Below are 21,198 nucleotides of genomic sequence, written 5' to 3' on the forward strand. Positions count from 1 at the left end.
AAGATATTTCTGAATTAGAGAAACCCGATCTCACCGACCGCGGCATGATCGGGCGCGTCCCCATGCCACCCAATTGCTATTGGGATGCCGACACACAAGCATGGGTGGAAATCGGAACAGGGAAAGCAGAAGGCGGAGACCTCGCAGGAGGAAAAGCAGGGAATGCGGGTGGAGAGGAAAAGCAAAGCTTTTTAAATAAAATGAAGAATGTTTATAACAATTTTAAACCTGCCGGATTGGCAAAGAATGCAGCGTTGGCAGCAGCACCGGAAGGTGCTAAGCAAGCATCGGATATAGCAAAAGAAAAAGCGGGAAACACAGCCAAAGCAGCGGCTGATTTAGCCAAAAAAGCAGGGAAAGCAGCCATTGATAAGACAAAAAAATCTGCTGATTATCTGAAAGAAAAAGCCGGCGATGCAGCACACAAAGCAGCAGAGTTAGGGAAGAAGGCTGGGAATGCTGCGAAGGATATGGCGAAAAAGGTTGGGGAAACAGGGATAAAAGTATTAGATAAAACTAAAAAACTGGTAAACAACAAATTAAAAAATCCGCAAAGACGAGCACGAGATTTTTGGGATGGAAAAAATAAATTTAAAAAATCAATGGATTATCTCAGACAAACAGATATTGCAAATCGAGCCAAATTAATAGAATTAGCAAAATTTGGAGTTATAGATGGAACTGAGTATGGCGCTGGAACTGGAGCGGAAGTAAATATTAAAATCACAAAATTGTTTAAAATTAAACTAGGTTATTCAAATATGAATACCTCTAGAGTAGAGGCAGGAGAAATTATTCGAGATAATACTGAATTCATTGGTGCTGATATACAAATCGGTCCTTTAGTGATAAAAAAATATACAAAAGATGGTGTATCAAAGAAGGAATTTAGTGTAAAAATCAAAAATATGAAATTAAACAAATATGATATTAGTATAGGTGGAAGTATGTTCGATCCCCGAACAGGTGCAGGGATAAAAGGTAAAGGACATATCCATCTCGATAAATTAGTAAAAAAAATATTTATATCAGGGAGGAAAGAAGATGAATAAAATATTAGATAGAGTGATGGTGCTGAATTTAGCAATTGTATATTTTATTGCTTTTTTTTCACCAATATCGATTTCCAACACTTCTGAAACAATGAATTTTAGAGAAGTGTTACTTATGATTTGGATATTGCTGAGCATGTTAAGTATAATTTATTTTGTGATAACTCAATTGAGGCATTTAAGAGGAAAAACATTTTCAAAAAATATTTTCAAATATATGTGGAGCATATTAATTGTGGTTGGGATATTTGGATTGTTTTTTGGGTCAATTCTGTACCACATATTAGTTGTTGAATTTAGGTTTACTTTGAAAAAATAAAAAAATGTGTACAAAGATGGTATTTACCTGACACTTGGCATTCGGCATCCAGCATTCTCCTCTGCATCCGGCACACGCAGTATGAGTTCGCAGGGCAAGCCGGGTGAGGGGATTGAGTTGGACGTATAAGAATTTTGAGGGACGGTGTGATCTTCCCCCAGTCCCGCAGGGAAAAGAGATTGTTACCACCGAGGCAATAAACTGCAAGGCCAATGATATGCAGGCCACGAAAGACATACAAGGGAAGTATTACAAAGCGTTCGGAAGCACCCTGGCCGAGGAAAAGCTGACAATCAGTTGATCGGTTGACTTTGACCCGGACTTGGTCATGTTGCCAACGAAATAGAAGTGAAAAATAACATAAACGAGGACGGTCTTATATCGGGTTATTACGGGCATGACCACAAAATAGTACAAGGAGGGTTGAAATGGTAAAAAACATAATGGCGATACTAATAGTTTCACTAGTACTAGGATGTTCTGCTTCAAATGATGTTATATGTAAAATAAGTAAAAGATCAGAAGCGGGAAGAATAGCCGAGCAGACTGTATATCAAAAAGGAAAAGAGTTAGCCAAAATAATATATGATGATAGACCACCTTATACTCAAAAAAAGGTTCAAGGAACCATACCTGATGGCATTGTTAAATATTTATCCGATGAAGGCAATTTAGTATTTGAAATAGAGTTTAAAAACAATAAAAAAGATGGATTGATGAAATATTATGAAAAAGACGGTCGCCTTGCATGGACTCAGGAGATGAAGGGCGATGCAACTCATGGAGAATATAACGCATTTTATGATAGCGGAAAAGTAGCTTTTAAAAGAAATTATAAAAATGGGAAACTAGACGCTGAAAGTTATACATATTTAGAAACAGGCGAGATAAATTATATAAAAACATACAAAGACGGTGTATTGATTAAAGAAGGGTATGTTGATAATAAAAATGAGTGAAGTTAAGTGCATAAACGGGATAGCCCAATGTGACTCTGTTTCTTTCCCTGTTTCTTCCCAACAAGAATTTGAGGAACGGTGTTAGGTAGTAAGGAAAATAAAGTAAAAAAAGTGTAAGAAAATTAGAAGAAATCTGTCTAAAGAAGCATGGTCAGACAGAGACAAATAGAATTGCCAAATATTATATATCACGTGATTACCCGTGGGTGGAATAGAAATGCGATATTCAAACACCGAAGGGATCGCATTGAATTTTTGAAATGTTTGTCGGAAAATCTTGGAAAAACCGGTACGGGCTGTTATGCGTGGGCACCAAGTATGAAGGGGTCGAGGGAAGGTGGAAGATAAAAAAACTGATAATTATATAATCGGAGTATTTCAGTGAATTTGACCTCAAGCCGCATGTGAAGCTCCTTTCTGATCTAGAAGCCAATACTACCTTAAATTGCCCCTTTTGTTAATGGGGAGCAGTATAAATCTGTCTCTGTGTCACGCTATGTTTTTGAGTTGGACCATTTTCCGGATTTTTGCGATAATCAGGCTGTTTTTTTTGTTGCCCCAACAGGAGAAAAACATGGCAGGTTTGGTGAAAAAAATGAAGGTCGGTATTGTCGGCTGTGGTGCGATTGGCAGCCAATTGGCAAGGGCGGTTTCCCGGGATGCGCAGAGTCCGCTGCGGATACAAACCGTGACGGATTCGCAGGAACAAAAGGCGCATACGCTTGCAAAAAAAATACGGCCGAGGCCGGTATGTGCTTCACTGACGCAGGCGGCGGTACTTTGCGATATCCTGGTGGAAGCTGCCGGGCAGTCGGCTGTTTTGGATATTGCCAACGCCGTATTAGAAAACAAAAAACAATTGCTGGTACTTTCCATCGGGGCGTTGGTTGGAAACCCCGGATTGATAAAAATGTTTCAGAAAAAAAGATGCGGGCTTTTTTTCCCCTCAGGTGCGATTTCCGGACTGGATGCCCTCAAAGCCGGTGCCACCGGTTCCCTGCGCAGTGTTCGGCTCATCACCCGCAAGCATCCACGCAGTTTGGCGGGTGCCCCTTATTTTTTGAAAAAGAGAATGAATCCGGAGACAATTAAAACGGTGACCCGGATTTTTTCCGGATCAGCAGCACACGCGATTCAATTATTCCCTGCCAACATCAATGTTGCAGCAGCAGTATCTCTGGTGGGGCTGGGCGCGAAAAAAACCCGGGTTGAAATTATTGCTGATCCCCATACGCGCCGCAATACCCATACGCTCCAGGTACAGGGAGAATTCGGGCGGTTTACCACAGTCACCGAGAACCTGCCTTCCAGGGAAAATCCCAAGACAAGTATGTTGGCTGCCGCTGCCGCACTGGCATTGTTGAATGCGATTGCCCGGGAAGAGCGTTTTGGTACTTGAGACAGACGGGGAAGAATCAGCGGGAAAGACAGCAGGGGAGTGATTGAAAAGCCCGGACGGAATGGGAGAATCCAATGCCTTTGATCAAAGCCATCACAGTGGTTTTTATACGCGATAGGATGGGGAAAGTTGATTCTGAAACCCGGAATACGTTTTATGCCAAGCTTTCCCGGCAGGAGAAGGACTCTCTCAAAAAATCCCTCGCATTTACTAAAATTCCGGTGGCGCTGGCGGTGAAAGTCTATGATGCGGCCGCGAGTGTGCTGCATCCTGGAAAATTGGATGGGGCACATCTTTTGGGGAGGGCATTGGCGCAGGATAATTTGACTGGTATCTACAAAGTACTTCTGAGGTTTGTCAGTATTCCGTTTTTAATCAAACAATCTGCAAAAATTTGGGATACATACCATGAATTTGGCATTGCGCGGTGTGCCAGAGTTAAAAATGAAAATGAGATAGTTCTTATTATTGAGGACTATCCGGATATGCCCAAAACGATTCGGGAGGGAACCACGGGATATATTGAAGGTGCCTTGGAATTGACCGGCGGGACGAATATTCATGTGGAATTGGATGATACAAATTGTCACCTGTGGAAGTGGCGGGTGACCTGGGGGTTGAGGAAAAAAAAGCATCCTTGAGGTGATGACGATGGGAAGCATCAAAGGAACACGCTATGTGGTTATTCGTAAAATGGTGCGGGAACGCGGTTCAGTGTTTGAAGAACAGTTTTTTGCCAAATTGACGCCCCTGGAAAAAGATCGCTATGAAAAAGCCACGCCGGTTTCGCAAATTCGTTTGGAAGAGATTCCGGACCAAGGGAATGTCGTTACCGTTGCCGGTGAGTTGTTTTTTCCGGGGGATGCCGATGGGATTCAAAAAGTGGCAGCGGTGATTGCGCAGGAAAATTTGGATGGTATTTATAAATTTTTACTGCAAATTCCTTCGGTGGAGTATGCGATTCAGCGGGGGGCTAAAATATGGCAAGCTTACAATGATACGGGAGACCCCGTGGTGCAAAAAGTGACACCCAACAGTTTGGAATTCGTCGTGCGTCACTATCCGGATATGCCGGCATTGCACCGTAAATATATTCAGGGTTTTTTAAAAGGCATGATACAAATGACCCGTGCTAAAAAATCATTCGTCGCATTGGATGAATCTGATTCTGAAAACTGGACATGGAAAATAACCTGGGAAGGGTGACCGGAGGAAAGACGATGCGGAAATCAGGACGTGTGGGAAAAAGAATGCAGATAGTCACAGCGGCCGGTTTGCTGCTCGCGATAGTATTTGCAGGCCGGGCATTTTCAGTTGAATCGGAAAAAATCGATGCGCATGTTGGGAATGTGATCAATGAAGCGGGAAAAGCTGTTGAACAGGCACTGGACCAGGCAGGCAAGGCTGTGGTGCAGGCTCAGAAGGGGACGGATAAGGCATTGAAGCGGGCGGCGGAGGAAACTGCGAGCGGGTTGGATCAAGCGGCACGGGTCACAGAAGAAGCAACGGACAGCGCAGGCAGGGCTGCCTCAGGCTGGTTGAAGCGCTTCGGCCGGTCTATTGGGAAACTATTGCGGGCGATCCGTCCGACGACTGATCAGAAAAATCAAAAATGATCCATCGCAGGATACCCCTTTGTTTAACCATGACGCAGGCCGGGCAGGATGTGCCGCCTGAACTTCCTGATGCGGCGCGATTGAAAGAAATACTTGTTCATGATCCGGCAGAGCAAGCATTGCCTAAAATATTTGATTTTTCTCATCGCATGGATGCGCTGCTCATTGCCGGAATTTCTCCGGAGATCATCGCATGGGATGCACCACCGGATGATGCGTTTTCGGATAAGTTGAAGGATAAAAGCGAAATTTATCCGTTGGAGAAAAAAAGCCGCAAGCAGCTCCGTCAGACACTTTATGAAAAATATTACATGACATTTTATCATCAACTTTCTCAAATACAGGCGCAAGAGGATGTTAAAGCAGGTATTGATTGCCGGGTTTTTGATGACAGTGTATTGGCACGGGGGACGCATCCTCGCCCCCTACTCTGTCTGGCAAACCATGGCGATCTCTACGGGGAAAAACAAAGCATGGGCGGGTCGACAACCTGTCTGCCTGAAATGTTAAGAGATGTCCGTGATGTCTTTTCAGCATGCTTTGCGGATATGCCGGGTTCGGTATTGCTCAACACGCCGATTTCGGGCGGGTATTTAATTGGATGTCAGCAGCCGCCCAAAATGCCGTGGTTCGGTTTGCATATTGCCCGGTCACTCTTAATCACAGGACAGGCTGCGGTGAGTGAAAAACGCATTGAAAATTTACGGGATCGGTTTGAGACGATACTTGTTATGATTAGTAAGGTTTATGCGTGGCTGTGATTTGGAGGAATGCGCAATAAAGCGAAAGGGAGAATACGATGGCAGATGCAAAAGGGACCGGTGTTGTTTTTTTAAAAAACAAACTCAAAGCGAACAATACTGATGAAGAGGTGGTTTTTATCAGTAAACTGCCGGAGAAAATAAAGAATATATATTTTAAAACGCTTTCCATCAGCTGGATACCTGTGGAGTATTTGGCTGTGATGATGGAGACCACGGCAGAGATTGTATATCCTGATGATCAGGAAGCTTTGTTTAAGCTGGGCCAGGATGAAGCAAGCGATAATTTAAATGGTGTTTATAAAGTTATGTTGAAAATGACGACGGTGCCTTTTTTAGTCCGGCAAACTGCAAAACTGTGGCGGCATTATCATGCTGCCGGGGAAGCCAGTGCCGCATTTGATAAAAACAGCGATAAACAAGGCTACATGATGGTTCGTGGGTATCCGGAATTTCCTGCATCCATGCGTGAGGTGGTGCGTGGTTATATCAGCGGTGCGCTTGCGCTGACCCGGGCCAGGAATATTTCGGTGGTGTTGGATGAGCTGGACCCGCAATGCTGGAAATGGCATTGTAAATGGGACTGACCGGATTGGGTCAACGTTCCCGAAGTGGTGGTTTGGGGATGTATTTATTTTAAAAGGACTCAAGTGATGATGAAAAATGAGAACCGATTGGTTGGTGCGCATCTTTCGACCGCCGGCGGGCTGAAAAAAACATTGGAACGGGCAAAAGCGCTGGGATGCAGTGCTGTACAGATTTTTGTGGCCAATCCGCGGGGATGGCAGAGCACTCCGATTTCTGAGGAAGCAGCAGACGCATATAAACAGGCAGCTGCCGACTATGGCGTGCATCAGTTGATCATTCATGCCATTTATCTGGTTAATTTGGCTTCTCCCAAAGAAGCGGTTTTTAAAAAATCTTTGGCAGCTTTGCGTAAAGATTTGGTTTCTGCCGGCCGGCTCGGTGTCAAGGGTATTGTACTTCATCCCGGATCGGATTTGGGGGAGGGGCAGGGTGTGCCTCGTTTGGAAAGAGCCCTGGCATCGTTGAAACCGAACATTCCTGCAGGATGCAGGATATTGTTGGAAGGGATGGCGGGGACTAAAAACAGTCTGGGAGATATTCCTACGATTGGCAGTCTCTGCAATAATCTGGGGGATGCCTTCGGAGTTTGTTTGGATTCGGCCCATCTTTGTGCCAGCGGATACAATCTGGGAGAGCCCAAGGATTTTCAACGATTCACCCGGGATGTGAAAAAACATATTGGTTTTAAGAAACTGGGATGTTTCCACCTGAATGATTCGCGCCAACCCTGTGGTTCCCGGCGGGACCATCACGAAAATCTGGGAGACGGTTTTGTGGGCAAGACCGGATTAGTCAATGTCCTGCAGTACAAGGCATTTGCACATCTGCCGTTTATTATGGAAACCCCCGGGTTTGATGCGTTGGGACCGGATAAAAAAAATATGCAGCGGTTGCGGCGGTATTTAAAAGCCGACTGACAAGTCGGATCACTTAGGACGAATAGAAGACAGTATGTTTTATAATTTGGACAGCTATGGATGCATGTTTAAATAAAAAAATATTGCAAGGGCACGGTTGCTTGTTCGGCGCATAGCTTGCCTGGCGCATGCCGGGCGGGATGCCGGGCCCCTGTATTTTATTAAAAAAAGGAATTGAACATGGACCGTCAAACATTGGAAAAATATTCATCCGCTTTTACTCTTTCGGATATGGAAGTATTTTTGTTTCCGGAATTGATGTACGCTTTGGTCCTGGCCAACATTATGTCACCCCGCCTTTGGAAATGGCGGGAAGATCCCTGGTTTAAAGATATTAAGAAACTGAATTTTAATCGTCAGATGCAGCGTTTGAAGCAATATGTTATGGAGCACTACAGCTTTAACCTGGATATTGAGACCTGGGGTGTGACCACCAAGCAACGGGAATTGGAGCGTTTTTCAACATTTGTTGCCCCGGAAATATTTTCCAGGTCCAATGCTTTATTTGGGTATGAAGGGGATAAATATTATTTTGATATAAATATCCGGCAACATTTTGGGATGGATCGCTTTACAACGGATGTCATCCCCTATTGGAAGACTGAAACCGTGGAGGCCATGGATGCTTTCCGGTTTAAAGACGGGTATGCGACCGGCGCGGGTGAATGTGTCTCGCTCGCGGCGCTGTATGCTGCGGCGCTGTATATTGTGCTGGAGGTACCGCTGGAAAAAATATATATGATGGCCACCCCGTTGCATTCGCAGAATTATGTGGCAGTGGGTGAGGGTGTGATTACCAATAATCGCAGGATCGTGACAAAGAACATGTGGTTTAATGGAACCGTGCTTTCCACCAAGGCGCGCCGGGCGATGGAAAAAGAGCGGGTGACGATTGTGGCGCATTGCAGCGGGTATGCGCATATCGACTATCCCGAGGCGACCATTAACCGGGAAGCCTATCATGGTTTTTTAGAAATGCTGAATAAGTATCTCGTCACAGAAGTGAACTTTGAGATATTTGCAAATTTCCTAAGGGTTTATAATCAGTATCAAAAATATTTTCAATTTGAATTTTTCTCCGGCGGTCATCACTGCTTTTTAAATGCCGAACGGTTGTATCAATATGAGCACGGCAGCAATTATCGCGTGGGTGACGTGAGCAGAAAAAAATTGCTCTTAGAAGTAGAGAGTGAGGAATTTGATTTAAGACCTGACCCCAAACGGCATCCGTTGCACATTGTAGAAAAAAAATTAAATGGGAAACCGCTTCGCTGCGGCTTGGAAGATGTTGATCGGAAACTGAAGACGGTGTTGCATCTTATTCCGGAGATCGATGATTTTTGTAAGGATATCAAGCAATTTACCTGTGCTGCACCGCGCATTCCGTTGGAAGATAAGCGCTTTGTAAATTCGCAGCCAGTGGGGTTAAAGGCCGGGATGACGCGGGAATCCATTATTGCCTATTTGGAAACATTGCGCGAATCATCTACAACCGTGGACCTGGCTTTTTATGCCGGCCGCCGGATTGATGAAAAAGGCTGGCAGCCGTATCTCGCAGCTTGTTTGGAAAGGAATCCGGTTTGTTTGGATGTTTTTAAAAAACTGGAAATTCCCCTGATTTATGAGCAATTGTGTCAATGGCCCGATACTTCAATTTATGATGAGCAGGGTTTTGCGACACCGGATGAAGTGGTGAACTTTCAGCGGGGCGATGGTCTTGAAAAAGCGCTTTGTCTGGTCAATTGCGGGCGTGCCCGGAAACAATCGGTACAAATTATTTTCAACGCATCCATTAATAGTCTGCAGGTAAGCGTTGGCAAAGATATGTTCGAGTTTTTCGCGTCCCGTCGGCCGGCCTTTTGGGAAACCACGCCGTGTTTACTGAAACTGGATGTTGTTGACAAAAATACCGTCGTTTAGTCTGTTCGGAAAACCAGTGGTCTTAAGACGAATCCACGGTAATAGCACCCTCTCAAGGCGGGAAGTATTTTCATTTTAAGTTCCTATAATTTATGGCATAATCAGTATTCGTTTTTTAAAGGGTGAATTAATTTTTAGAGGGTAGGAAAAATAATTTACCTTTCAATTTAGAACATTGCTGTCCAAATAAAAGTTGTCCACTGTTACTGGATCGTTCTGGAAAAACCAGCATTCAGGATGAGCTTAATTAATCACTGGTTCTCTAATTTGGACACGTATGAATTTAGAATGAAATTAGCGGGTTTACTGCATGAAGCGATTTATTCAAATAATAGTGATTATTTTATTCTGTTTTGCCGGCTTTGCCCTTGCCGGTGTACTGTGGGGTGTTGATCTGTTTTTTGCGCCTCAGCCGCCCGGTGCCGATATTCCCCAGGAAATTTTAAATGCCGATGTGACAAAAACCCGGACTGGTATCCGTTATTTAGGACAGTCGTATGCGTTTGAACGGGACGGCGTGTCGGCGGTTTATCTTGCCGGGCCGCCGGAAATCCGGGGCGCAGTCATGGGACGTTTTCTCGGTGAAGCACTGGAAAAGACCGAGGCATTCTTTTTTAAAAAAAACCGGTATTACTTTCCCAACCGGCTGGTGCGGTGGATGGGGGCACGGTACCTCACAATTCGTGATTCCAAGTTGATAACATATATTCCCTTATCAATACAAAAGGAGATGGCGGGATTCACTACCACCAGTCAAAATGCGTTTCCCGGATTGGGAAGTTTTTACAGTCGTTTGTTGCAGACGCAGCGTCTTTATGAATCAGCACACCGCCTTCCGGCGGATGCCGGTATGCTGGGCGCGGCTTTTGGGATGATTTGTCATCCGGCATCCGGAACCCAGATGGTGATGGGGGGGCATTTGGATATGCCGGATGCAGAGCCCCTGGACAAAAATAAAGTCGTGGTGATGGTGGCACCGGAGCGCGGTTATCGCTACTGCTTTATAGGCTGGGCCGGTTTATTTGGCGCCTTTACGGGAATGAACCAGGCGGGGATGGGGATTACGCTTGTTCCTGCACATGCCGGTCGTTCCGCCCGGCTGGGGATACCGGTGACGCTTTTGGCCCGTCAGGTTTTGGCGGAAGCCGGATCCTTGGAGCATGCGGTTGAGATTATTCAAAATGCGGAAACCATGCAAGCTCAATCTTTTTTGATTGGTTCCGGAACGGAAGATGCATTTTGGGTGGTGGAAAAAACTCCGGTGCGTACTGTTGTACGAAAAATGCGGAAAAATTATATGATCGCAACTGATTTTTTTCAAGCGGCCGCCTGGCAAGAGGATGCCGGCAACCAGGCGCGGCGGCAAAGCGGTCCGGCACTTTACCGGTTTAACCGTATGAAGGAAAAGTTACGCAACTGCGATGATGGTTTTGACGCAGAAAAAGCCGTGGCGGTTTTAAGAGATCGCAGGGGGGAATTTGGGAGCGTGTTGGGCCTGGGGAATATGCGGGCGATTAATTCTCTGTGTGCAGTCCAGGCGGTGGTCATGGATTTAAAACAACGGATTATTTGGGTTTCAGCGCCGCCTCATCAGATTGGGAAATTTGTTGCTTTTGATATGGACCATTTTTCCCAAAACAAAGAAGCGCTGCATATTCATCAGGATTCGTTTTTTTTGTATGGTAAATATAATGAATATCTTGTTTTTCAACATGGGTTGAATGAGGCCCGGCGGTTTTTTTCTCTGGGAAACTATCAGGAAAGTCTGGCCTGGCTGCAGGAAGTTCGTCATTTGAATTCCGGGGATTACCGTCTGTATTTACTTGCCGGCCGGGCATTGTTTGCCTTGCAGCGATGGGACGCAGCCAGATATAATTACCGGCAGGCAGCCAGAATGCATCCGGCTTATTATCGGGAAAAAATGGAGATTAAAAAACGTATTGCTGAGCTCAAAGTGATCCTGGAAAAAAGCAAGTAAGGATAGTTTAAGCAGTGCGTCGGCGCAAAGTCAGTTTGAAAGGGAATGGTTTTGTTGTGAGATCAAAAACGCAAAGTGAAATCAAAGAAATACAAAGTCGGCTTTTACAAGCGACCGTAGCGTTTGTTTTTGAACATTCAGCGTATTACCGGGAGCATTTGTCTGCTGCCGGGGTACATCCATCGGATATAACCTCAGTCGATGATCTATGTAAAATTCCCTGCACAAGCAAAGATGATTTTTCCAACCGGACAAATGATTTTTTATGTGCAGCCCCCGAAGACATTGTTGATATTACCACCACCTCAGGTACCAGTGGTGCGCCGGTCATGATAAAACTTACGGCACAAGATATGGCGCGATTGGCACACAATGAGGCGCTGGCATTTGAGCAGGTTGGAGTAAGTGCCCAAGATACCGTGGCATTGGCGGTTACCCTGGACCGTTGTTTTATGGCGGGGATGGCGTACTTTCAAGGCTTGAGCCGGTTGGGTGCTGCTGCGATTCGTGTCGGATCAGGATCACCTGCCATGCTTTTGAAAATGGTTGAACGCGCCCAAGCCACGGTTATGATGACCGTGCCGTCTTTTCTTAAGCGGATTACCGCTTATGCACAGGCCAATGGTGTTGATCTGCATAAGAACGCAGTGAGAAAAATAATCTGCATTGGAGAACCGATTCGGGAACGGGATTTTTCATTAAATCCGCTTTGTGCCCGACTGGCAAAAGATTGGAATGCCGACCTTTACTCCACTTACGGCAGCACGGAGATTGAGGGATCTTTTTGTGAATGTGAACGGGGTTGCGGGGGTCATGTCCAACCCGGGCATATGCTCGCCGAGATTATTACCCCGCAGGGCGACCCGGTTGCTCCGGGAGAAATCGGAGAACTGTGCGTTACCCCGTTCGGTATTCGGGCGATGCCGGTATTGCGCTACCGGACAGGTGATTATACATTTATGAATACGCAACCGTGTGCTTGCGGGCGGGTCACCCCGCGGATCGGACCGATTCTGGGACGGCGCGATCAAATGCTGAAAATTAAGGGAACTACAATTTTCCCCGGCGTGATCCATCATTTGATACAGCGTGATCCGGCGATCCAGGCGTATGTTCTCATCGTGGAAAGTGATGATCCACTTTCGGATAAATTAACTCTCCTGGTGGATGCCGGCCGGACGGAAGCAGTGGAGCGTTTGCGCGAAAGCATTCGCAGCGAGATTAAAGTAACGCCGGAAATAAAAATGGTGTCGGCCCGGGAGATACAAGAATTGCAGACTGCCGGCGATTACCGCAAGCGCCGCATGTTTATTGATAAAAGGCAGTTGCAATGATTGAAACACCTCCAGTTACATCTCGTGCTTGCGTCATGATTCCTACGTACAATCATTTTAAATTTTTACCTGCTGTGATTGAAAAAGTCCGGCAGCAGGGATTGCCGGTGATTGTGGTGGATGACGGTTCCACTGATTCGAGTCAATCGTTTTTAAGTGGTTTAACTGACATCGAAGTGATCACATTTTCTAAAAACCGGGGCAAGGGAAGCGCGTTGGCGGCCGGACTCCGGCGTGCGGGAAAAAGGGGTTATGCTTTGGCGGTTTGTATTGATGCCGATGGTCAGCATGATCCGAAAGATATCCCCCGGATGATTGCAGCTGCTAAAAATCGGCTGGATACTCTGGTGATCGGTGCCCGGGAATACGGCCAGGAGACGGCACCGCGTAAAAGCCGTTTTGGCAGAGTATTCTCGAATTTCTGGATTTGGATTGAGACCGGAAAAAATATGGCGGATACGCAGAGTGGTTTTCGCCTTTATCCGGTGGCTGCGATGAATCAGTTAAAAATTCGTGCTTCCCGCTATGGCTGGGAAGTTGAGGCTTTGGCCCGTGCGGTATGGGGCGGATTACAGGTCATCTCCATCCCTGTTGCAGTTTCATATGCTGCAAAAAAGGACTCACATTTTCGAGTGGGGCGTGATTTTTTTTTGGTGTCCTGTACCAATGCTTATTTGGTTCTCAGAAGGTTAATGCCCTTTGGATTTAGAAAAGTGGTTACTCAGGAAAAAGTTGTCTGGCCGAAATCCTGGAAGGAAAAGAGTCGTTTTTTATGGCAGCATTATCTTTGGCAGACCGACCAGACACCCGGCGAAAAAGCACTGGCTATCGGGATTGGGGTTTTTGGGGCTGGCAGACACTATTCGCGATTTACCTTGCCCAACGTCTCCATTTGAATAAAGTGCTTACGCTGGTGGGAGCCAACATCTCTATCCCGCCCATGATTCCGGGGATTATTTACCTGTCCATGGTGTTGGGCCGGTTTGCCCTGAGCAACGAGTGGCGCTGGCAGCTGCCTTTGAGCGGGCTGACCATGGAAGCGGCACGCATGTATTTAAAGGAGTTTGTTATCGGGAGTTCGATCCTGGCGATTATTGCCGGGATTTTAATTGGGATACTTAGTTATGGGATGTTTCACTATGTAGAGAAAAAAGCTAATTCAGCATAGATAAATCACCGCAATATCGAAAATGGTTCGTGGCGGTCTTAAACAGGTATAATGAGCGCAATTTTAGTGGTTTGACTATGCCCGGCGAGCAGTTGTTTTTTCATACGAACACGAAAGACACTGGGAAATTTCCGTAGATGCTGTTTGGCGAACAGGTTTATTTTGGCCAGAATATCGCTTCGTATGAAAAAACAACTGCTCGCCGGGCTTTAGGTCCCAACGGAAAGTAGCAATGATACAAACGGCTTTCGGGGGATGTCATCCATCCATTGAATTACGATACCGGAGTGGAATCCGGACGCTGTGAACAATAAAACGTGAATAACCAGGGGAAGCATGCAGCGAAAAAGAATAGGCGTCTTGATTTTATTGGTTTTGATTGCAGCGGCTGCGCTGATAAGTTTTTTCCGGGTGACCTGGCAGGAAGACTTGTTCAATGATTTGCCGACCAGCCGGCGCGAATTAAATTTAACCCGGCAATGGCTGCAAGCCCTGGCAGGCAATGAACCGGTGGTGATTACAGTGGATGCCAAGGCGGCGGTTGATCCGTCCGCCACAGCTATTCGTGCGGCCGAGCATTTGGCCAAATACCTTATGGCGAGCAAGCTTTTTAAACAGGTTAATACGGGTTTGTCCATGGAGCAGGGACAGAAACTCTGGGAATTGACCGTGCAACGGTTACCCTATCTTTTAACACCGGAAGACTATCCGGCAATTGAAGAAAAAATACGCCGGAGTCCGGCACGCCTGACAGCATTGAAACAACAAATTCACAATCCCCTGGCATTCGGCATCACGAGAACCTTGCAACATGATCCGTTGAATTTGGCTGAGCTGGTATTGCGCCGGCTCCGCCATTTTTCCAATTACAACGTTACGGTATTTCAAGGGCGTTTTTTTTCGCAGGACCGTACCCAATTGCTTATGACCGCCTGGCCGAAAACGCCGCCTTCAGATACCGGAAAAAGCGAACAGCTGATGACTGTGATGGCCCAAAGCACGGCCGGCGTACGTCAGGTCATGGGCCAGCCTGATCTGCAATTTCATGTGATTGGCCCGCATCGCGCTTATCTGGACAATGCGCGCCAAATAAAATACGATATTCGTCTGACACTGTTTTTATCCATGGCTGCGATAGTGCTGTTGACCCTGATGACGGTCCGCCGTCCCTGGCTGGTACCCCTGGCACTGCTGCCTTCCGCAGTTGGCCTGGCAGTCGCGATTATCGTTGTGGGATTTTTCTTCAAACAATTTTCCTTAATTGTTTTAGGCATTAGCTCGGCGCTGATGGGTATTACGGTGGATTACGGCCTGCACCTGTTTCACGCCATGGAAACATCGGCATTGCCGCCCAAACAAGCCGCCCGAAAAATCCGGACACCCGTGTTGGTCGCCGGTTTGACAACCGCTTGTGCATTTCTTGCATTGTTGGTAACAAATCTTCCCGGTCAGTACCGGATTGCATTGTTCACCTGTATGGGCGTCTTCGGCGCCATGATTTTTGCTCTGGCAGGGCTGCCAATTATTTTTCCGGAGAAAAAGGGTCATGCCCGGAAAGCTTGGTTGGACCTGGATAAGGTTATGGCGGGGATTGAACACTGGCGGCGCGACCACCGGGGCTGGATTTTTTTAGGACTGCTGATTGTTTGGGGTATGAGCCTCTTCCAGTTATCGCATCTGAAATTTACAGGTGATCCCCAGGCATTGAACGCCTTGAGCCCTCAGACCCTGGCGGCGGAAAAACATTTGTCCCAGACATTTGGCGACCCGGGCGGCAGGATACTTGCTTTCCAGAGCGGACAGGATGAAGAAACTGTTTTACAAGCAGCTGAGGAAATGGATGCCTGGTTGGAGGACACCGCAAACGCGCCGCAGTATGCGGGCAGATCACTGGCAGTGTTTCTGCCTTCTAAAAAAACGCAGCGGGAAAACCGGCACGCTTTTGAAAAAGCATTCGGCACTCAAGGCCGCAAAATACTGCATGCGCTTGAAAAAGCGGGTCAGCACCAAGGATTTAAATCCGGAGCATTTAAACATTTTCAAAAATCTTTGGCAGATCCGGGTGCGCCCTTAACCTTGCGTGATATTCGCAATGCCGGGTTGACGCTGTTTTTGGTTGGGCGGGTTTTTCAGGCAACCGACCAATCCCTCACGTTGATTACACCGATTAAACCTTCCGACAGCCGGGCCGCAGCCAGGCTCGAAACTGAATTGCCGGCGCAGGCGGCATTGACCGAGCTCGTGGATATGCAGCACCTGGCTGGGGCGATCCTGGAAATTGTTAAAACAGATTTCAAACCCCTCATGGTGGTTGCGTTTTTAATTGTTGGTCTGATTATAGCGCTGGCCAAAGGCCGGCTGGAACCGGTGGTGGTTGTTCTGCCGCCGATCATGCTGGCCGTAGGCATGACCTATGGCACACTGGCCTGGCTGGGGTTGGAGATTAATATTATTAATATGGTCGCGTTGCCGTTTATCATCGGGTTGGGGATTGATTATGCGCTTTTTTGTTGGGAAAGCACCTTGGCCCGATACCGCAGTCAGCATTTCCCGGACGGCTCGATACTGCTGGCAGCTGCCACGACCATGGCCGCGTTTGGTATGCTTGCGATTGCCGGTCATCCGGTTTTACATACCGTCGGACTCTCGGTATTACTCGGCGTTTTTTATGCCCTGCTAAACAGCCTGTTTTTAGTACCGATGCTCATGGGGATTTTCCTGCCCCAGCGCCGGGAAGTTCCTCCCCGCACTGTACGGACTATTTTAGGTGGATTGCTGATTTATACGTATATTTTTAGCGGTATCCTGGTGTATCTGGTGCTGGTTCATCCGTTGCAGTGGGTGTTTTTCAAAAAAAACAAAGGATATTTTGCCCGGAGGTATCTGCGCTTGGTTAACCTCGCGCTGATGCGGACCTTTCCGTACGGAAAACGAATTTTTTGCGATGTTGCTGAATTTCATTCCTGCGGGCCGGCGATTCTGATTGCCAACCATTCCTCGCAGATTGATATTGTACTCATGCTTTGTCTGGCAAATCAGAGTATGCTTGTCAAGCAATGGGTTTGGCGTAATCCGATTCTCGGGCCGTTGGTACGTAATGCGGGATTTATTTTAGTCACAGGCGGGAACACGGAATCAGTGCTGGAAGACGCACGGCAGCTGCTTAAGCAAGGAATCTCGGTTATGTTTTTTCCTGAGGGAACGCGCAGTCGGGACGGCGTTGTCCGGCGGTTTCACAAAGGTGCTTTCCAGCTTGCCCAAGAGACCGGGATAAAAGTACAACCGGTTGCACTGCTCGACACCCGTTCCGGTATCCGCGACAGTACCTGGGTGGTGGGGCCGCATTGTATTTTAATCAAGGGGCTGGATCCCATGGACCCCCAGGATTATTCCGGCGATGACGCAGTACGCGACATGGCACGGGCGGCCCGGCAAAAAATCGATCATGCCATGACAGCGTATCATTATTTAACAGCGTTGCCTGAGATCATCCGCCAAAAAATTCAGGAACGTTTTGCTTATCAGGGGCCGATGGTGGAACATTATATTTACTGGAAATTAAAACTGGATAAAGTGTATGAACAGGTGAACGCGCTTTTGCCGAAAACCGGGACCATTGTGGATATGGGTTGCGGCATGGGACTTATGCTGCACTGGGCTGCGATTGCCGAGCGTAACCGGGAATTGATTGGCCTGGATGATGATGCAGGGAAAATAGCCGCTGCCCGGGCAACCGCGCGTTATCAACCCAATATGACGTTTATCCAGGCGGATATTTTAAGTGCGACTCCGCAATTGGCCCGGACAGTATTACTGCTGGATGTATTGCATTATTGGTCTGTGGATATGCAGAAAAAACTATTGCAGCGGGCGGCAGACTGGCTGGCGCCCGGCGGCAGCCTGATTGTCCGTGACGGATGCCGGAACCGGCAGTTGCACCATGCGGTCTCGTGGGGGGAACGTTTTACCACCTGGATCGGATTTAATCAAAAACGGGAAGGTCTGTATTTTCATGATCAGGCCGGGTGGAAAAAGCTTTTTGAAGAGGCTGGATTGATACAAATTGAATCCAGCTTGTGTCGTGCCGGGAAATCAAATACACTGTTTGTACTTAAAAAAAATGCACGCTAAGGGTTCAATTATGAAGAAAAAAGTAGTCATCATCGGATCAGGCATGGCGGGTTTATACGCCGGTGCATTGCTGGCAAAAACCGGTTGGCACGTGACGGTACTGGAGAAAGAACCCACCCCCGGCGGTTTGCTGGCCGGGTTCAAGCGGAAGGGTGTTTGGTTTGATACCGGCGTTCATTATCTGGGAGCACTGGCCAAAGGTCAGGTTTTGTGGAAATATTTTGAGGCGCTGGATCTGTTTTCAGACTGTGAGTTTGAAGAAATGGACCAAAATGGTTTTGAGGAGTACTGGTTTCCGGATATGAAATATGCGGTACCCACAGGTGAACAGGCTTTTGTCGAAAAACTTAGTGCGTGTTTTCCTCAAGAGGCCCGGGGGATACAACGCTGTATCGACGACTGGCGCGCCATTGTGAAGAATTTTCCCTTGTACAATCCCGACAGTACGCTGCGTCCGGACAGGGAACAGGAAATTTTGGCTGATCCGATTGCACGCATGAGTTTGCAGGACTATCTTGAGACACATATCGCGGATTCACAGTGCCGGTCCCTTTTGTCAGCCAATGGATCTTTGTACGGTCTGGTGCCAAAGGAGTGTCCGGTGTATATCCATGCACTGATCTTTCACTCCTTCATTCAAAGTGCCTGGAAATTCAAGCACTCGAGTATGGATTTGGTGAAGGCCCTGGTCAAGCGTATTAAACAATCCGGGGGGACGGTCCGCTGCTCCGCCGAGGTTTGTGAGGTGCTCTCCTCCCAGGGCAAGGCCCAGGCCGTCCGTCTGACTAATGGAGACGTGATTTCCGCAGAGGGGTTTATTGCCACGGTCCACCCTAAAACCATGTTAACCTGGATGAGGGAAAAAGCAGTGCGTCCAATTTACCGGAAGCGCGTGTCCGGTCTTTCGGAAACAATCGCTTCCAGTTGTCTTTATCTTGTGGTCAGGGAAGATGCTGCGTTTGCGCCGGATAGAAATTATTTTATTCATCAATCATGGGATATGGCATCCCAATATTCTTTGGGTGGGCAGGGAATGCATGCACCGCATACACTTTTTGTAACATCTTCAGGAGCATCGCAAAATGGCTATCGGGCGGTTACAATTATTTTTCCGGACAATTGGGAACGGTGGGCCGATTGGCGGAACAGCTCCCGGGGCAGTCGTCCCAAAGCCTATCAGGAACAAAAAGCGGCATTGGCCCAGGCTGTGCTTGACCGCATGGAGCAACTTTCTCCCGGCTTCAAGGACAAAATTGTTTATCATGAGATATCTACGCCGCTGACGCTCCGTGATTATACCGGCACCCAGGAGGGCAGTACCTATGGGATTAAAAAACCCTGGCAGCAATTGCGCGAAGCCACGCTTTCGGTACGCACCCGGTTGGGGAATTTTTATCTGGCAGGTCAGAGCATTGTACTCCCCGGTGTTTTGGGAGTTTGTATTTCTGCGGTTGCGGCATCCGGTGCTTTGGCAGGATTTGAAAAAATCATGAAATGCGTGGGAGTGAAAAAATGAGACGTGTTGTTATTACCGGGAGAGGCGTGGTGTCGCCTTTTGGTGCGGGCGTGACACCGCTTTTGGAAGCATTGCAAACCGGGAAAATCGGAGTGTGTCTACAACCGGCATGGCATTCCATTCAGGGGATGCACGTTTCCATTGCAGCGCCGGTACCCCAATTGAATGAAAAGATAATTCCCCGGCCGATACGGCGGACCATGGGGCGGGTTTCCATTCTCGCAAGCTTGGCAAGTCGTGCCGCCTTAGAGGATGCGCGGCTGGATATCGCGGCAATGGATCAAACCCGCATCGGATTGTATATGGGGTCTACCACCGGGAGCTTGGCGGCTTCGGAAGATTTTTTTTCACGCTTTGTACAACAAGGCATGGAGCAGACGCCGGGCACCGAGTTTATGAAAATCATGAGTCATACCACTGCGGTGAATGTCGCGCTCTATTTGGGAATTCGCGGCCGGGTGGAATCACTCTCAGCAGCCTGTGCCACAGCGTCTCAGACCATCGGCGCAGGATTTGAAGCGATCCGCTACGGCATATTGGATACTGTAATTGCCGGGGGTGCGGAAGAATTGCATCCCACAACCGCCGGCACGTTCGATATCCTGGCGGCAGCATCGCGTCAGGGTGATCCGGAAAAAGCTCCCCGGCTTTTCGATCAGGCGCGCGACGGGTTGGTTTTGGGAGAGGGTGCCGGGGTTTTGGTACTGGAAGAACGGGAACAGGCACGCAGGCGCGGGGCAACGATTTTCGGAGAAGTGAAAGGCTATGCCTCGGTGTGTTCCGCGGATCACATGACCGCCCCCAGTGCAGACGCCATGCAGGACTGTATGCAGCAAGCCATGCGCTCGGCCGAGGTGGCACCCATAAAAATAAGCGCAGTCAATGCTCATGCTACGGGGACACTTTTGGGAGATGCGTCAGAGGCAAGCGCGTTGCAGAGCCTTTTTGACGACAAAGTCGCGGTGACCGCGTTTAAAGGATCGACCGCGCATACTTTGGCTGCTGCCGGCGGGATCGAGAGTATTGGTGTGTTGGGAATGATGGAGGCCGGACAATTGTGGCCGATTCGCCGGTTGGATACACCGCTGGCAGAGGGTCGGGAGCTTGATTTTGTACGCACACCCCGGGATTGGGAACCGGGTTATGTGATGAAAAACAGTTTTGCTTTTGGCGGGATCAATGTCAGCCTGGTTTTAGCACCGCCGGAAGAATAAAATAAGTGCGTTGTCATCGTGGCAACAGAGTGCGTGTGTTGAGAATGAATAGGGGGCTATCTTACAAAAATCATATTTTTAACATTCAAAAGCAAAAAGACCGCAATTTTTCCGGGGCAGCTGCTTGGCGGACATCTATTTTTCAATTTTATGTGTTGCCTCGTCTGTTAAAAATATAATTTTTGTAAGATAGATGTTTGACCGGCAGGTATTTGAGAAATTATTTTTATCCCGCTCCGCAGAACACCCCGGGCTTGCCCGGGGATGAATGCGTCAAATGCTTCGCGGGATGTCGCCTGCCAAATGAGAGTGCGACGCAAGGTCGA

The 21,198-nt window shown here is 47.7% G+C and carries 19 protein-coding genes; all 19 read left to right on the forward strand.

The annotated features are described in order from the left end of the window. The coding region (locus K8S19_13670; GenBank protein MCD4814726.1) for a hypothetical protein at positions 1–1,052 on the forward strand (1,052 nt) is incomplete at its 5' end. Then, complete coding sequence (locus K8S19_13675; GenBank protein ID MCD4814727.1) at positions 1,045–1,371, forward strand: hypothetical protein; 327 nt, start codon at positions 1,045–1,047, stop codon at positions 1,369–1,371. The genes K8S19_13670 and K8S19_13675, both read left to right, overlap by 8 nt. A 112-nt stretch (positions 1,372–1,483) precedes the next feature. Continuing rightward, complete coding sequence (locus tag K8S19_13680; protein ID MCD4814728.1) at positions 1,484–1,672, forward strand: hypothetical protein; 189 nt, start codon at positions 1,484–1,486, stop codon at positions 1,670–1,672. A gap of 127 nt (positions 1,673–1,799) precedes the next feature. Next, positions 1,800–2,330: a hypothetical protein gene (locus K8S19_13685; protein ID MCD4814729.1), complete on the forward strand. Its 531-nt coding sequence runs from the start codon at positions 1,800–1,802 to the stop codon at positions 2,328–2,330. Positions 2,331–2,904: 574 nt separating this feature from the next. Further along, positions 2,905–3,729: an aspartate dehydrogenase gene (locus K8S19_13690; GenBank protein ID MCD4814730.1), complete on the forward strand. Its 825-nt coding sequence runs from the start codon at positions 2,905–2,907 to the stop codon at positions 3,727–3,729. 74 nt (positions 3,730–3,803) lie between these two features. Then, positions 3,804–4,370: a hypothetical protein gene (locus tag K8S19_13695; GenBank protein ID MCD4814731.1), complete on the forward strand. Its 567-nt coding sequence runs from the start codon at positions 3,804–3,806 to the stop codon at positions 4,368–4,370. Positions 4,371–4,380: 10 nt separating this feature from the next. Next, positions 4,381–4,935: a hypothetical protein gene (locus K8S19_13700; GenBank protein MCD4814732.1), complete on the forward strand. Its 555-nt coding sequence runs from the start codon at positions 4,381–4,383 to the stop codon at positions 4,933–4,935. Positions 4,936–4,949: 14 nt separating this feature from the next. Further along, a complete protein-coding gene (locus K8S19_13705) occupies positions 4,950–5,345 on the forward strand; it encodes a hypothetical protein (protein MCD4814733.1) in 396 nt (131 codons plus the stop codon). Then, positions 5,342–6,106 (forward strand): N-formylglutamate amidohydrolase, encoded by a 765-nt coding sequence (locus K8S19_13710; protein ID MCD4814734.1) that lies wholly within the window; start codon positions 5,342–5,344, stop codon positions 6,104–6,106. Before K8S19_13705 ends, K8S19_13710 begins: the two co-directional genes overlap by 4 nt. A 38-nt stretch (positions 6,107–6,144) precedes the next feature. Beyond that, entirely contained in the window at positions 6,145–6,693 is a 549-nt protein-coding gene (locus tag K8S19_13715) for a hypothetical protein (GenBank protein MCD4814735.1), read from the forward strand. A 66-nt stretch (positions 6,694–6,759) separates the two neighbouring features. Beyond that, positions 6,760–7,611 carry a deoxyribonuclease IV gene (locus K8S19_13720; GenBank protein MCD4814736.1) on the forward strand — a complete coding sequence of 284 codons (852 nt, stop codon included), beginning with the start codon at positions 6,760–6,762 and terminating at the stop codon, positions 7,609–7,611. A gap of 180 nt (positions 7,612–7,791) precedes the next feature. Further along, positions 7,792–9,531, forward strand: coding sequence for a hypothetical protein (locus K8S19_13725; GenBank protein ID MCD4814737.1), 1,740 nt, complete (start codon positions 7,792–7,794; stop codon positions 9,529–9,531). A 310-nt stretch (positions 9,532–9,841) separates the two neighbouring features. Further along, complete coding sequence (locus tag K8S19_13730) at positions 9,842–11,509, forward strand: hypothetical protein (GenBank protein MCD4814738.1); 1,668 nt, start codon at positions 9,842–9,844, stop codon at positions 11,507–11,509. 56 nt (positions 11,510–11,565) lie between these two features. After that, positions 11,566–12,843, forward strand: a complete 1,278-nt coding sequence (locus tag K8S19_13735; protein ID MCD4814739.1) for an AMP-binding protein — start codon at positions 11,566–11,568, stop codon at positions 12,841–12,843. Further along, positions 12,840–13,739, forward strand: coding sequence for a glycosyltransferase family 2 protein (locus K8S19_13740; GenBank protein ID MCD4814740.1), 900 nt, complete (start codon positions 12,840–12,842; stop codon positions 13,737–13,739). The genes K8S19_13735 and K8S19_13740 overlap by 4 nt, the downstream gene beginning before the upstream one ends. Further along, entirely contained in the window at positions 13,631–14,011 is a 381-nt protein-coding gene (locus K8S19_13745; GenBank protein MCD4814741.1) for a DUF2062 domain-containing protein, read from the forward strand. Before K8S19_13740 ends, K8S19_13745 begins: the two co-directional genes overlap by 109 nt. A gap of 336 nt (positions 14,012–14,347) precedes the next feature. After that, complete coding sequence (locus K8S19_13750) at positions 14,348–18,142, forward strand: 1-acyl-sn-glycerol-3-phosphate acyltransferase (protein ID MCD4814742.1); 3,795 nt, start codon at positions 14,348–14,350, stop codon at positions 18,140–18,142. A gap of 10 nt (positions 18,143–18,152) precedes the next feature. Beyond that, the gene (locus K8S19_13755; GenBank protein ID MCD4814743.1) at positions 18,153–19,658 is read left to right on the forward strand and encodes an NAD(P)/FAD-dependent oxidoreductase; all 1,506 of its coding nucleotides are present in this window, start codon (positions 18,153–18,155) and stop codon (positions 19,656–19,658) included. Further along, complete coding sequence (locus K8S19_13760; protein ID MCD4814744.1) at positions 19,655–20,872, forward strand: beta-ketoacyl-[acyl-carrier-protein] synthase family protein; 1,218 nt, start codon at positions 19,655–19,657, stop codon at positions 20,870–20,872. Before K8S19_13755 ends, K8S19_13760 begins: the two co-directional genes overlap by 4 nt. Positions 20,873–21,198 lie beyond the last annotated feature (326 nt).

Source organism: bacterium (assembly GCA_021108215.1).
Classification (GTDB): Bacteria; Oederibacteriota; JAAXVQ01; order JAAXVQ01; family JAUVAV01; genus JAIORK01.

Bases quoted from the DNA above. Each gene is read 5' to 3' on its own strand.
- K8S19_13675 (MCD4814727.1), top strand. From the start codon at position 1,045: ATGAATAAAATATTAGATAGAGTGATGGTGCTGAATTTAGCAATTGTA.
- K8S19_13685 (MCD4814729.1), top strand. From the start codon at position 1,800: ATGGTAAAAAACATAATGGCGATACTAATAGTTTCACTAGTACTAGGA.
- K8S19_13690 (MCD4814730.1), top strand. From the start codon at position 2,905: ATGGCAGGTTTGGTGAAAAAAATGAAGGTCGGTATTGTCGGCTGTGGT.
- K8S19_13695 (MCD4814731.1), top strand. From the start codon at position 3,804: ATGCCTTTGATCAAAGCCATCACAGTGGTTTTTATACGCGATAGGATG.
- K8S19_13700 (MCD4814732.1), top strand. From the start codon at position 4,381: ATGGGAAGCATCAAAGGAACACGCTATGTGGTTATTCGTAAAATGGTG.
- K8S19_13705 (MCD4814733.1), top strand. From the start codon at position 4,950: ATGCGGAAATCAGGACGTGTGGGAAAAAGAATGCAGATAGTCACAGCG.
- K8S19_13710 (MCD4814734.1), top strand. From the start codon at position 5,342: ATGATCCATCGCAGGATACCCCTTTGTTTAACCATGACGCAGGCCGGG.
- K8S19_13715 (MCD4814735.1), top strand. From the start codon at position 6,145: ATGGCAGATGCAAAAGGGACCGGTGTTGTTTTTTTAAAAAACAAACTC.
- K8S19_13720 (MCD4814736.1), top strand. From the start codon at position 6,760: ATGATGAAAAATGAGAACCGATTGGTTGGTGCGCATCTTTCGACCGCC.
- K8S19_13725 (MCD4814737.1), top strand. From the start codon at position 7,792: ATGGACCGTCAAACATTGGAAAAATATTCATCCGCTTTTACTCTTTCG.
- K8S19_13730 (MCD4814738.1), top strand. From the start codon at position 9,842: ATGAAGCGATTTATTCAAATAATAGTGATTATTTTATTCTGTTTTGCC.
- K8S19_13740 (MCD4814740.1), top strand. From the start codon at position 12,840: ATGATTGAAACACCTCCAGTTACATCTCGTGCTTGCGTCATGATTCCT.
- K8S19_13750 (MCD4814742.1), top strand. From the start codon at position 14,348: ATGCAGCGAAAAAGAATAGGCGTCTTGATTTTATTGGTTTTGATTGCA.
- K8S19_13755 (MCD4814743.1), top strand. From the start codon at position 18,153: ATGAAGAAAAAAGTAGTCATCATCGGATCAGGCATGGCGGGTTTATAC.
- K8S19_13760 (MCD4814744.1), top strand. From the start codon at position 19,655: ATGAGACGTGTTGTTATTACCGGGAGAGGCGTGGTGTCGCCTTTTGGT.